Raw genomic sequence first — 12,369 nt, 5'->3', positions numbered from 1 at the left:
CCAGCGCGGCGGCGGGTGGAAGGGTTTTGGGGGCCAAAGTTCACTAAGTTCACACTCGCGCGCGTTTTGCGCGTAGCGTTGCGAGTAACTATCAATAGTAAGTAGGTTGTTCGCCGGGGCGGCAAGAAGAAGAAGAAGAAGAAGAAGCGGGACCCCGGGTCAAGCCCGGGGTGACGTGGGAAGGGGCGGCTACGATGACAAAGAGCACCGGACGCTGGAGCGGCCGATGCCCTTTTGCCATGGCTGGGAGCTTGTAGGAAAGCGTTACGCCGCGAGCAGCGCCTTCTGTGTCGAGGCGCAGTGGATTTCGTCGATCGCGCTGCCCAGCGCCTTGTCGAACTCGGCGTCGGTCATCTGCTGGCGCAAGTCGGAGAGCAGCGCGCGGCTGAAGCTGGCGATGATGCCGGGGTTCTTCGCCAGTTCGGCGCAGGCCTCGGTCCGGCTGAACCCGCCCGACAGCGCCACGACGCGCAGCACGCGCGGATGGTCGACCAGCGGCTGGAACAGGCCGGGCTTGGCCGGCAGCGACAGCTTCAGCATCACCTTGTCGTTGCCGGTCATCGCGTCGAGCGCCGTGAGCGTTTCTTCGAGCAGGATCTGGTCGGCCTCGGCACGCTCGGCGCTCTTGATGTTCACTTCCGGTTCGATGATCGGCATCAGGCCGGCGGCGATGACCTGCTGCGCGACTTCGAACTGCTGCTTCACGACGGCAGCGATCCCTTCGCGGTTGGCGAGGTTGATGACCGAGCGTTCCTTAGTGCCGAAGATGCCGAGCTTCGCCGCGCGGGCGAGCAGGTCGTCGAGGCCGGGCATCGGCTTCATCAGCTGAACGCCGTTGGCTTCGTCCTCCAGCCCTTTGTCGATCTTGAGGAAGGGCACGACGCCCTTGTCGGCCAGCGCCTGCGGCACCGGCTTGCCGCCCGCCTGCCCGTCCATGGTGCGTTCGAACAGGATCGCGCCGATCACCTTGTCGCCGGTGAAGGCGGGGGAGAGGATGATGCGCGCGCGCATGTCGTGGATCAGGCCGAACATTTCCTCGTCGGTGTTCCATGCACCTTCGTCGATGCCATAGCCCTTCAGCGCCTTGGGCGTCGAACCGCCGCTCTGGTCGAGCGCGGCGATGAACCCGTGTCCGTCGGCAATCTTCGCAGTCATGTCGGCGTTGTTCATGATCGACCCCTTGGGTGTTGAAATGGCGTCAGAGCGCGAGCCAGCGCCGGAGCGCCTGGTCCACCTGCTCCATCGATGTGGCGTCCGCCTGTCCCAGCACGCGCACCACGCGGCTGCGGCGCAGCGTCTTGATCTTGTCGACCTGCGCCTCGCTTTCGACCGAGATGCCGGTCGAGTCGGACGCGGGAAACGGCACGCGGAACAGCGTCTCGCCGCCGGTGAGGCTGGTCATCGGGACAAGCGTCACCGAGGCGTGCGCTTCGTTGAACAGGTCGGATTGCACGACCAGGAAGGGACGGCGCTTCACCGCCAGGTCGCCCGGCCCTTCGACCAGGACGATCATGCCGCGCCTTATCTCCACCGGCCGTCCTCCGCTTCCACCCGGTCGAAAAAGGCCCAGTCGGCGCCGTCGTCGCGGGCAGCGGCGCGTTCGGACTGGCGGCGGGCTTCGGCGCGAAAGGCTTCGTCGTGCAGCTCGACATAGCGGCGCACGGCATCGCGGGCGATGTCGCTTTTCGAACGCCCCTGCGACCGGGCGACGTTGGCGAGCCGCTCCTCCAGTTCGGTGTCGAGTCGTACTCCCAGCAACGCCCTACCCTTCGTTTAACGTGTTGAACGGGTAGCGGGGGTTGGGGATGGGATCAAGCGGGTTGTTGGTTTGGCCCGTATTAAACGCCGTACCCCCGCGCAGGCGGGGGTCCAGGGCCAGGCTACGCAGCGTAGCGTTCGGCGCTCTGGACCCCCGCCTGCGCGGGGGTACGGTCTGGGTTGCGGATTTGGCTCAGCGGATCAGCGCGGCGACGCCGGGCAGTTCCTTGCCCTCCATCCATTCGAGGAACGCACCGCCGGCGGTCGAGATGAAGCTGAACTGGTCGCTCACCCCGGCCTGGTTGAGCGCCGCAACGGTATCGCCGCCGCCCGCGACCGACACCAGCGAACCGTCGGCGGTCAGCGCCGCCGCCGTCTTGGCCAGCGAAACCGTCGCGACGTCGAACGGCGGGGTTTCGAACGCGCCCATCGGCCCGTTCCACACCAAAGTGCGGCAGTTCTTGAGCACGTCGCCCAGCGCCTCGGTTGCGGCAGGACCGACGTCGAGGATCATTTCGTCGGCGGCGACTTCATGGACGTTGACGGTGCGGGTTACCGGGTTCGGCTTGAACTCCTTCGCCACCACCACGTCATAGGGCAGGTGGATGGTGCAGTTGGCCTTTTCGGCGGCTTCAAAGATTTCGTCCGCCGTGCCGGTCAGGTCGTGTTCGCACAGCGACTTGCCGACATCGACACCGCGCGCCGCGAGGAAGGTGTTGGCCATGCCGCCACCGATGATGAGGTGATCGACCTGCCCGACCAGATGCTTCAGCACGTCGAGCTTCGACGACACCTTCGCGCCGCCGACAACCGCCGCGACCGGGTGCTGCGGGTTGCCCAGCGCCTTGTCGAGCGCGTCGAGTTCGGCCTCCATCTGCCGCCCGGCGAACGCGGGGAGCTTGTGCGCGAGGCCTTCGGTCGAGGCATGGGCGCGGTGCGCTGCCGAGAAGGCGTCGTTGACATAATAGTCGCCAAGCGCGGCCATGGTTTCAACGAGTTGCGGATCGTTCTTCTCTTCGCCGGCGAAGAAGCGGGTGTTTTCCAGCACGGCGATGTCGCCCGGCTGCATCATGCGCACCGCTTCGGCAGCGCCGGTCCAATCGACGAAACGGACTTCGCGGCCCAGCACGTCCGACAGCGGCTTGGTGACGGGGGCCAGCGACATGGTCGGGTTCGGCTGCCCCTTGGGACGGCCGAAATGGGCAAGGATCAGGCCGATCGCGCCGCGATCCGCCAGTTCGGTGACGGTGCCGATCGTGGCGCGCAGGCGGGTGTCGTCGGTGACGGCGCCGTCGGCCATCGGCACGTTCAGGTCCTCGCGGACCAGCACGCGCTTGCCGGTGAGGTCGCCCATGTCGTCGAGCGTCTTGAAATTACGGCTCATGTCTTCGCTCCTGATGACCACCCGTTCGTCCTGAGTAGCCATTGAGCGAAGTCGAAATGGCGTATCGAAGGATGCTTCGATACGGGCCTTCGACAAGCTCAGTCCCTACTCAGCACAAACGGGCGGCTTGGTTTCAATTCGTATCGTATCGCCGACGCTGATCCGGCCGCCCTCGATCACCTGCGCCAGCGCGCCGCCGCGCCAGTCGGGCGTCAGCGCGGCGCGCAGGCCCTCTGCGATCGTCTCCATGCGGCTGCACGGATCGCATTCCTTGGTGATTTCGAGCAGCACCTCGCCGACGCGGACACGTACGCCCAGCGTCTGCGGCAGGTCGAAATTCTCGACCAGCAAATTCGCGCGGCGTTCCCACCATGGCAGGTCGTGGCCGATCAGCGTCATCGCCTGCGCCCAGTCGCCGACTTCCATCAGCGACACCTGCCGCTTGTTCCGCCCGGGCTTCAGCGCGCCGCGAAAGTCGCCGTCGATGCCGGTTTCGACGGTGATGCGCACCGTCTGCACCAGTTCGATCGGCCCGCGCGAAAAGGCGTGGCGGGCGATCCCCCTAAGAACACCGCCCGCCATCGGGCTCAGCCCAGCTTCGCCATGGCGGTCGCGGTGTCGACCATGCGGTTCGAGAAGCCCCATTCATTGTCGTACCACGACACGACGCGGACCAGCTTGCCGTCGAGCACGGCGGTCTCGAGGCTGTCGACGGTCGACGATGCGGGGGTGTGGACGATGTCGATCGAGACCAGCGGCTCGTCCGAGAAGTAGAGCACGCCCTTGAGCGGACCCGATTCCGACGCCGCCTTCAGGATCGAATTCACTTCGTCCTTGGTCGTGTCCCGCTTCGGGGTGAAGGTCAGGTCGACGAGGCTGCCGTCCGGCACCGGCACGCGGACGGCCGAACCGTCGAGCTTGCCCTTGAGTTCGGGCAGCACTTCACCGACCGCGCGGGCGGCGCCGGTGGTGGTCGGGATCATCGACATGGCGGCGGCACGGGCGCGGCGCAGGTCCGGATGGATCTGGTCGAGGATCTTCTGGTCGTTGGTATAGGCGTGGATCGTGGTCATCAGGCCGCGTTCGATGCCGATGGCGTCGTTCAGCACCTTGGCGACCGGCGCCAGACAGTTGGTGGTGCACGAAGCGTTCGACACGATGGTGTGGCCGGCTTCGAGCTTGTCGTGGTTGACGCCGTACACGACGGTCAGGTCGACATTCTTGCCCGGGGCCGAGATCAGCACGCGCTTGGCACCGGCATCGATATGCTTCTGGCAGCTGTCGCGGTCGGTGAAGAAGCCGGTGCATTCGAGGACCAGCTCGACGCCCAGTTCCTTGTGCGGCAGGTTGGCCGGATCACGCTCGGCAGTGACGCGGATGCGCTTGCCGTCGATGACCAGGTCGTCGCCTTCGGCGGCGACTTCGCCCGGATAGCGGCCATGGACCGAATCGCGGCTGAACAGCCATGCGTTCGACTTGGCGTCGGCGAGGTCGTTGATCGTCACCAGTTCCAGCCCGCTGTCGGGCCGTTCGAGGATCGCGCGCGCCACCAGACGGCCGATGCGTCCGAACCCGTTGATCGCTACTTTCGTCATATCCGCGTCTCCTCAGTTGCCGAGCCGCGCCAGCACCTTTGCGGTGATGGCATCGGCAGTCAGTCCGAAATGTTCGTAGAGCTTGTCGGCCGGGGCCGATGCGCCGAAGCGGTCGATGCCGAAGCGCAGGCCGTCGACCATGGTGTAGCGTTCCCAGCCGATGGTCGTGCCCGCCTCGATCGACACGCGCAGGATTTCGTCCGGGCGGGCATGCGGCAGCACGTCCTCGCGATAGGCGGCGTCCTGCGCATCGAAGCGGGACCAGCACGGCATCGACACGACATCGGCGCCGATGCCCTTGGCTTCGAGCTGCTGCGCGACGCCGATAGCGATCTCGACCTCCGACCCGGTCGCGATCAGGATGACGCGGCGGTCGGCTTCGGCGGCCTTGAGGCGGTACGCACCCTTGGCGCTGCGGTTCTCGCTGGTTTCGGTGCGAAGCTGCGGCAGGTTCTGGCGCGACAGAGCCAGCAGCGAGGGGCCGTCGCGGCGCTGTACCGCCAGTTCCCAGCATTCCGCCGTCTCGACCGCATCGGCGGGGCGATAGACGTCGAGGCCGGGGATGATGCGCAGGCTCATCACATGCTCGATCGGCTGGTGCGTCGGGCCGTCTTCGCCCAGACCGATCGAGTCGTGAGTCATGACATAGACGACACCGGCATTCTGCAGTGCCGACAGGCGGATGGCCGGCCGGGCATAGTCGGCGAACACCAGGAAGGTGCCGCCATAGGCCAGCACGCCGCCGTGCAGCGCCATGCCGTTCATCGCCGCCGACATGCCGAATTCGCGGATGCCGTAATGGATGTAGCGACCGGAATAATCCTCCGCCGTCAGCGCGACCTGCGCCTTGGTCTGGGTATTGTTCGAGGGCGTGAGGTCCGCCGAACCGCCGAGCGTTTCGGGCAGCGAGGCGTTGATCGCTTCCAGCGCCAGCGACGATGCGACGCGGGTCGCGATCTTCTTCGGCTCGGCGATCAGGCTGTCGATATGGCTCTTCAGCGACCAGCCGTCGGGCAGCTTGTTGGCCATGCGGCGTTCGAATTCCGCGCGATCGGCATGATCGGACAGGCGCTGGTTCCAGTCGGCGTGGAGCGACTGGCCCCGTGCGCCGATTTCCTTCCACGCGTCGGTCAGCGCTTCGGGCAGGTGGAAGGCTTCATGCTCCCACAGCAAGGCGGCGCGGGTGGCGAGGATTTCCTCGGCACCGAGCGGCGAGCCATGGACCTTGTGGCTGCCGCCCTTGTTCGGGGCGCCCTTGCCGATGACGGTGCGGCAGCGGACCAGCGAGGGGCGCGGGTCGGCGGCGGCTTCGGCGAGCGCACGTTCGATGTCGGCGAAGTCGTGGCCGTCGCAGGCGACGACGTGCCAGCCGGTCGCGGCATAGCGGGCCGATACGTCCTCGCTGGTCGACAGGTCGGTCGAACCGTCGATCGTGATGCGGTTGTCGTCCCACAGGACGTTCAGGCGGCCGAGCTTCAGGTGACCGGCAAGGCCGATCGCCTCGTGATTGATGCCTTCCATCAGGCAGCCGTCGCCGGCGATCACCCAGGTGCGGTGATCGACCAGATCGTCGCCGAACACGGTGTTCAAATGCCGCTCTGCGGTGGCCATGCCGACCGCCATCGCCAGCCCCTGCCCCAGCGGACCGGTGGTGCATTCGATGCCGGGCAGTTCGAAATTCTCAGGATGGCCGGCGCACGGGCTGCCGAGCTTGCGGAAGTTCGCAATGTCCTGAATGGTGGGCTTGGCATAGCCGGTCAGGTGGAGGAGCGAATAGATCAGCATCGATCCATGGCCCGCCGACAGGACGAACCGGTCGCGGTCCGCCCAATGCGGATCGGCGGGATCGAATTTCAGGAATTTCGACCAGAGGACGGTGGCGACATCGGCCATGCCCATCGGCATGCCGGGATGCCCCGAATTGGCGGCCTCCACCGCGTCCATCGACAAAACGCGGATGGCGTTGGCGAGTTCGAGCTGGGATATGGTCACGCGCACTCCTGTTGGGCGCCGATAGGGTCGCGCGAGCCTTTGGAACCGTCACGCCGATCAGTCAACCGCCAAACCCAAGGTTTGTTTAACATGTTTAGCAAGGATCGATAAACCCGATGAGCGACACCCCCCATGCCGCGACCATCGCGCGGATCGACCGGGCGCTGGAACGGATCGAACGCGCTGCACAGACGCAGGTAAAGGCGAATCGGACGCTCGAGTCGCGGCATGCCGCGTTGCGCACGCGGATCGGCGATGCGATCGGCGCGCTCGATGCGGTGATCGCGCGCGAAGCGGACGCCGACTGATGGGCCATATCACGCTGACGATTGCCGGCCGCAGCCATCAGGTCGGATGCCGCGATGGCGAGGAGCCGAAGCTGCGCGCGTTGGGTGCGATGCTGGAGCGACATGCGCCGGCGGTGCAGCACGCGGCGGGCGGATCGTCGGAGCGGACATTGCTCTACATCGCGCTGATCCTGGCGGACCAGCTGGCCGAGCGCGAGGCGGGGCCGGCACCGGACGGGACGTCCGAGATGCTGGAGCGGATCGCGGATCGGCTGGAGGCGGTTGCCTCCGCCCTTGAGCGGACGGACCCCAGCGCCTAAATAGGACGTGGCGGGACTGCCCGGTGCGAGCCATGCATAATCCCTGAGGCTATTTCTTCATCCATGGGGGTTGTCCCTGCGCAGATCCTGGTCTGACGTACATGATCCCCACCTGACGTACCGTGCGTCAGTGGATAACGCGGCAAACGGCCCATGGTGGTTCCGCCACACCCCCTTTCCATGACCGATAAGGCCGGCCTGCGCCGTGAATTGCGCGCGCGGCGGCGCGCCTTTGCCGCGACCCGTCCGTCGCTCCCCGCCCCGTCGCGGTTGCTGATCGAGGCGCTGTGTCCCGGCGGCATCGTCGCCAGCTATGTGCCGGTCGGTGGCGAGGCCGATCCGGCGCTGTTCGATGCGGCGGTCGTCGCGGCCGGCGGCGTGTTGGCCTGGCCGGTGGTTATCGACCGGGAATCACCGATCACCTTCCATCTTGGATCAACCGATACCATGGCCGACGGTCCGTACGGCCTGCGCCAGCCGCAGGCGACGGGCGATGGCGTGGTGCCCGACATCGTCCTGACGCCGCTGGTCGGATTCGATTCGCGCTGCAACCGGCTGGGCCAGGGGGCGGGCCATTATGACCGGGCGTTCGCGCTCTGGCCCGATGCGCTGCGAATCGGTATCGCGTGGTCGGTGCAGCAGGTCGATGCCCTGCCCCGCGACCCATGGGACGTGCCGCTGCACATGATCATTACCGAAACCGACGTCTTTCTGCCGGGAGTGCCCAAGTGAACGAACCGACGTGGCGCAAACCGGCTGGCGTGCTCGCGATCCTGCTCATGCTGACACTCTGGGCGATCGGTGTGGCGATGCTGTCGCCGATGGTCGGCGGCTGGCATTGGGTCTTGCAACTGGCGTTTTACGTCGCGGCGGGCATCGCATGGCTCTGGGTGCTGCCGATGCGGCGGATGCTGTTGTGGATGGAAACAGGCCGCTGGCGGTAGCGCCATCCGTAAAGGATGGCGCGAGTGACGGGGCTCGAACCCGCGACCTCCGGCGTGACAGGCCGGCGCTCTAACCAACTGAGCTACACCCGCTCTCTAGCGAGGAGGCGGCGTGTAGGGTAGCGAATCGCCGGTGTAAAGTGGGTTCTTTGCCGGCGATGCGAAAAGCGTCATTCGGCGATCGTGGCGGTCAGCCGCAGCCCCAGGACCAGCGCGTTGCCGAACGTCGGGTTCAGTCCCGGCGCGACGACATATTGGACATGTGGCTGCACCCCCAGCCAGTCGGCGACGGCGATGCGGTGGTTGAGTTCGATCACCGCCTCGCCGCGCGCCGGCGTCCCGCCCTCGACCCGCACGATCGCGCGACCGGCGCTGCTGCCCCCGGCATAGGCGATGGCGATACCGCTGTCGTCGCGTGGCCGCGACGCAAGCAGCCCGCGCCACACAAATCCCAGCGACGAGAAGCCACCGAAGAGATTGGCGCGGTCGCCAGCGACGCCCAGCCGGAAGAAGCCGCGCATGCCGCGCGTGCGGTCGCCGGCCAGTTGCGCCTCCCCGCGGACATAGGCGCCGTTGCTGCGCACCTGCCGGACGATGGCGGCACCGGTGGCCGCATCGAACCGGTCGTCGCTGCGCGCGGTATAGGTCCAGCCGCCGCCGAACAGGCGCACCACGCCCAGTTCGACATCCGCCTCCCCGATCAGCAGCGCGCCGTCGCCGCCGGCAATGCCGATCCAGTCGCGGCGCGGGCGGGCGGGATCGTTCGGTACGCCGTCCGCCGCGGCGGCGCGCAGGGTGACGCGGTCGCCGAGCTTCACCTGACCGCGCAGGGCCAGGCTGGTGCTGGGAAAGGTCGACGGGCCGTTGCGCCCCGAGGCGCCAAGCTCGGTTCCCATGCCGAATGCGCTGTTGACGAACAGCAGCGACGTCTGGAGCGTGTCGAATTCGCTGTTCACGTCATACAGCCCGGCCTTGAACGACCAGCGATCGTCGGGACCGCGATGCTCGACCCAGCCCTCCAGCACGCGCAGCAGCGGGACCCCGGCCTCGATGCTCGACACGATCTGCCCGTCGCCGACCAGATCGCTGCTGAAGCCGGTGCCGTCATTGTAGAAGACGTGGAGCAGCGCGTTGGTACGGGGCAGCCCGGCCAGCGTGTCGAGATCGGCGCTGGCGATGGCGCTGACATTGTTGATCCAGCGGGTGCCGCGCCGCCGCCCGCCCGCCACCGACGACAGGATATCGCCGGTATAGGCCAGTTGCAGAACCAGCGGGTCGCGCGCCTCGACCTCCGGCAGTTCGACGTTGCCGGGCGCGCGTTCGACGCTGGGCGCGGCGACCTGTGCCGCGGCCGGCGTGGCAAGTGCCACCGCCAGCAACGCCAAAGCCACCCTGCCCCACGTCATCCGCATATCGTCGTCCAGCTTCGGCATCCATCGGTCCTACCGCGTGCGCCGTTACAGACTTCTTGCCGCCTTGCAGAGAGGGGGCGGCAGGGTTGACCATGGCGGCGGGCGCGGGACATGCTGCCTCTCCGCCAGGGGACATGCCATGTATCAGCGTTTTGCCGACATCATCGACGCCGTGACCGCGATCCGGCACGATATTCATGCCCATCCCGAACTGGCCTTTGCCGAGCACCGGACCGCCGCGCTGGTTGCGGAACAGCTGGCCGCCGTCGGGCTGCGGGTTACGACAGGTATCGGCGGGACGGGTGTCGTCGGCACCTTGACGCACGGGCGGCCGGGTCCCGCTCTGGGGCTGCGCGCCGATATGGACGCGCTGCCGTTCCACGAAGAGGGATCGCCGGCCTATGCCAGCAAGACGGCGGGCGTCTTTCACGGCTGCGGCCATGACGGCCATACCGCGATCCTGATCGGCGCGGCGCGGCATCTGGCGTCGCTGCCGCCGTTCGACGGCGCGATCCATTTCATCTTCCAGCCTGCCGAAGAAGGCCATGCCGGCGCGCGGGCGATGATCGAGGACGGGTTGTTCGAGCGTTTTCCGTGCGACTATGTCTATGCGCTGCATAACTGGCCCGACCTGCCGGCGGGCGAGTTGCAGACGCGGCCCGGGCCGATCATGGCGGCGGCCGACAAGTTCGAGATCGCAATCCACGGCAAGGGCGGCCATGCCGCGCAGCCGCACACCACGCCCGACGCGGTGCTGGCGGCCGCGCAGCTGGTGACGCAGCTCAACACCATCGTCGCGCGCCGGGTGCCGCCGACCCGCTCCGCCGTGCTGTCGGTCACGCAGATGGCCGGCGGGCTGACTCACAACGTCATCCCGGCGGAGGTGCGGCTGGTCGGGACGGTCCGCACGTTCGACGCCCAAGCGCAGGAGATCGTCGAGGCAGCGATCCGGTCGATGGCGGAAGGGATCGGCATCGCCAGCGATACGCGAGTCGAGGTGACCTATACCCGTTATTACCCGGCGACGATCAACGATCCGGGTGCTGCCGCGATCGCACTGGCGGCAGCGGCGGATGCCGGCCTGTCCCATGCCGAGGCGCCCGATCCGGCGTTCACGTCGGAGGACTTTTCCTTCATGCTTCAGGCCTGTCCGGGTGCCTATGTCTGGCTGGGGCAGGCACGGACCGAGGGGGAGAATGCCGCGCTCCACCATCCGCGATACGACTTCAACGATGCGATCATCGGCCCGGGCATGGCGTGGATCACGGCGCTGGCGGCGCGGGTGGTGGGCGTCGTCGCCGACTGATCAGAGATATTTCAGCCAGGCAATGTCCCGGCGGCGCTGCTTCACGCCCGCAAACCAGCGGGTCGGGAAATACAGCGCGACGACGAGCACGGCATAGCAGGCCCAAATCCAGCCGAGATGGCCGAGCACGAACAGATCGCCGTCGTTCGGCCCCGACACCGCGAGCGCGACCAGATATCCGACGCGCAGAACGTACAGGTGCAGCAGATAATAGAACATCGGCGCGCTACCCAGCGTCGCCAGCGGTCCGATCACTTGCGGCCACCGGGCCCGCTCGAACAGGACGAGCAGCAACGCCCCCACGCCCAGCGTCGACATCAGGAAGAGCAGCGATGGCGGATATTTGGTCAGCGCGAGAAAGCCGATCACGGTCCGCAGCAGCGTGCCGGCATCCACCCAGGGGCGGTCGCCATACAGGTTGAGCATGCGCAGCAGGACGAACCCGGCGACGAGGCCGACCCCCAGCAGCAGCAGCCGGCGTTGCCGCACCACCGGGTCTGCACCCCGACCGAACCACGGCCCCATGCCATAGCCGAGCAGGATGACGCCGATCCATGGCAGGACCGGGTAGGTCGTCTTGATGGTGATACCGGCAAGGTCGAACGCGGCGCGCTGGTGCAGCAGCGCCCAGGGGACGTAGAAGGCATCCCCCGGTGCCAGCACGATCCCGTCGAGCAGATTGTGGCCGCAAACGATGGCGAGGCCGAGCGCAACGACGACCGTGCGCGACAGATGCACCGCGCCGGCCAGGCAGATCATGCTGACGCCGATCGCCCAGATCACCTGCAGCCAGATCGTCTGTGGCGGGAACCGTGCCGACCACGCGAACGACACGAAGCTGATTTCCAGAAGCAACAGGAACACGCCCCGCCGCAACAGGAAGCCGGACAATTCGGCACGCGAATGCTTCTGGCCATAGAGCCACGCCGACAACCCGGTCAGCGCCACGAATACCGGCGCGCAAATCGTGCTCAACAACCGGGTGAAGAACAGCGCGGGCAGGACGGTGCGGGCATCGACGGGATCGCCGACCTGCATGTGCAGGAAAAAGGTCTCGCGCACATGGTCGAGCAGCATGACGACCATCACGAAACCGCGCAGCGCGTCGATCGACTGCAGCCGGGCCGTCGCGGCTACCCTCGGCATGGTGGCGACGGCGCGGTGGGCGATGCCGTCAAAGGCTGCGGTGGCCACGCGATACTTCCGAATCGATCATGGTTGCCCGCATACCGACTTTTACGCGTGATGTTATATCAATAATTTCTGTCGGCGATGATCGTCGCTCGCGATGACATGGCCGGGAATGTCAGGCTAAGACGGAGGGAAATTTCGTGCAGCGAGGAAGCAGGCCATGCCGGGAACCTTCAAGGC

Annotated in this window: 14 protein-coding genes and 1 tRNA gene; 5 read left to right on the top strand and 10 right to left on the bottom strand. The window is 66.8% G+C overall.

All coding sequences use genetic code 11. From position 1 onward, the window contains the following. Positions 1-264 precede the first annotated feature (264 nt). The 7 genes from AVT10_RS01285 to tkt all read right to left on the bottom strand — a co-directional run bounded on the left by AVT10_RS01285 (position 265) and on the right by tkt (position 6,729). Positions 265-1,170, bottom strand: coding sequence for a fructose bisphosphate aldolase (locus AVT10_RS01285; RefSeq protein WP_066687275.1), 906 nt, complete (start codon positions 1,168-1,170; stop codon positions 265-267). 28 nt (positions 1,171-1,198) lie between these two features. Beyond that, complete coding sequence (locus AVT10_RS01280) at positions 1,199-1,513, bottom strand: type II toxin-antitoxin system PemK/MazF family toxin (protein WP_066687273.1); 315 nt, start codon at positions 1,511-1,513, stop codon at positions 1,199-1,201. Between the two features lie 8 nt (positions 1,514-1,521). Further along, the gene (locus tag AVT10_RS01275) at positions 1,522-1,758 is read right to left on the bottom strand and encodes a ribbon-helix-helix protein, CopG family (protein ID WP_055755878.1); all 237 of its coding nucleotides are present in this window, start codon (positions 1,756-1,758) and stop codon (positions 1,522-1,524) included. Positions 1,759-1,951: 193 nt separating this feature from the next. Beyond that, complete coding sequence (locus AVT10_RS01270; protein WP_066687256.1) at positions 1,952-3,142, bottom strand: phosphoglycerate kinase; 1,191 nt, start codon at positions 3,140-3,142, stop codon at positions 1,952-1,954. Positions 3,143-3,247: 105 nt separating this feature from the next. Further along, the gene (locus AVT10_RS01265; RefSeq protein WP_066687254.1) at positions 3,248-3,724 is read right to left on the bottom strand and encodes an MOSC domain-containing protein; all 477 of its coding nucleotides are present in this window, start codon (positions 3,722-3,724) and stop codon (positions 3,248-3,250) included. Positions 3,725-3,729: 5 nt separating this feature from the next. Next, the gene (gene gap, locus AVT10_RS01260) at positions 3,730-4,737 is read right to left on the bottom strand and encodes a type I glyceraldehyde-3-phosphate dehydrogenase (protein ID WP_066687252.1); all 1,008 of its coding nucleotides are present in this window, start codon (positions 4,735-4,737) and stop codon (positions 3,730-3,732) included. A 12-nt stretch (positions 4,738-4,749) separates the two neighbouring features. Further along, a complete protein-coding gene (tkt, locus tag AVT10_RS01255) occupies positions 4,750-6,729 on the bottom strand; it encodes a transketolase (RefSeq protein WP_066688069.1) in 1,980 nt (659 codons plus the stop codon). Positions 6,730-6,845: 116 nt separating this feature from the next. Here tkt and AVT10_RS01250 point away from each other — a divergent pair, with 116 nt between their 5' ends. From AVT10_RS01250 to AVT10_RS18655, 4 genes are all read left to right on the top strand, one after another. Beyond that, entirely contained in the window at positions 6,846-7,037 is a 192-nt protein-coding gene (locus tag AVT10_RS01250; protein WP_066687250.1) for a hypothetical protein, read from the top strand. Beyond that, positions 7,037-7,336 carry a cell division protein ZapA gene (locus tag AVT10_RS01245; RefSeq protein WP_066687248.1) on the top strand — a complete coding sequence of 100 codons (300 nt, stop codon included), beginning with the start codon at positions 7,037-7,039 and terminating at the stop codon, positions 7,334-7,336. Before AVT10_RS01250 ends, AVT10_RS01245 begins: the two co-directional genes overlap by 1 nt. 180 nt (positions 7,337-7,516) lie before the next feature. After that, a complete protein-coding gene (locus tag AVT10_RS01240; RefSeq protein WP_066687240.1) occupies positions 7,517-8,068 on the top strand; it encodes a 5-formyltetrahydrofolate cyclo-ligase in 552 nt (183 codons plus the stop codon). Beyond that, the gene (locus AVT10_RS18655) at positions 8,065-8,280 is read left to right on the top strand and encodes a DUF2842 domain-containing protein (RefSeq protein ID WP_066687238.1); all 216 of its coding nucleotides are present in this window, start codon (positions 8,065-8,067) and stop codon (positions 8,278-8,280) included. Before AVT10_RS01240 ends, AVT10_RS18655 begins: the two co-directional genes overlap by 4 nt. A gap of 16 nt (positions 8,281-8,296) precedes the next feature. On the opposite strand, the gene AVT10_RS01230 is transcribed toward AVT10_RS18655, so the two are convergent. Further along, a tRNA-Asp gene (locus AVT10_RS01230) sits at positions 8,297-8,373 on the bottom strand. Between the two features lie 77 nt (positions 8,374-8,450). Then, a complete protein-coding gene (locus AVT10_RS01225) occupies positions 8,451-9,713 on the bottom strand; it encodes a carbohydrate porin (RefSeq protein ID WP_066687236.1) in 1,263 nt (420 codons plus the stop codon). Between the two features lie 118 nt (positions 9,714-9,831). Here AVT10_RS01225 and AVT10_RS01220 point away from each other — a divergent pair, with 118 nt between their 5' ends. Further along, the gene (locus tag AVT10_RS01220; protein WP_066687234.1) at positions 9,832-10,998 is read left to right on the top strand and encodes an amidohydrolase; all 1,167 of its coding nucleotides are present in this window, start codon (positions 9,832-9,834) and stop codon (positions 10,996-10,998) included. Here the strand turns inward: AVT10_RS01220 and AVT10_RS01215 are convergent, their stop codons facing one another. Then, on the bottom strand, positions 10,999-12,192 hold the full coding sequence (locus AVT10_RS01215) for a DUF1624 domain-containing protein (protein WP_332307253.1): 1,194 nt from the start codon (positions 12,190-12,192) through the stop codon (positions 10,999-11,001). Between the last annotated feature and the right edge of the window lie 177 nt (positions 12,193-12,369).

Source organism: Sphingomonas hankookensis, from assembly GCF_001619955.1.
GTDB lineage: Bacteria > Pseudomonadota > Alphaproteobacteria > Sphingomonadales > Sphingomonadaceae > Sphingomonas > Sphingomonas hankookensis_A.
The sequence above is the reverse complement of the archived record's forward strand: the minus strand, read 5'-3'. Positions and strand labels throughout refer to the sequence as shown.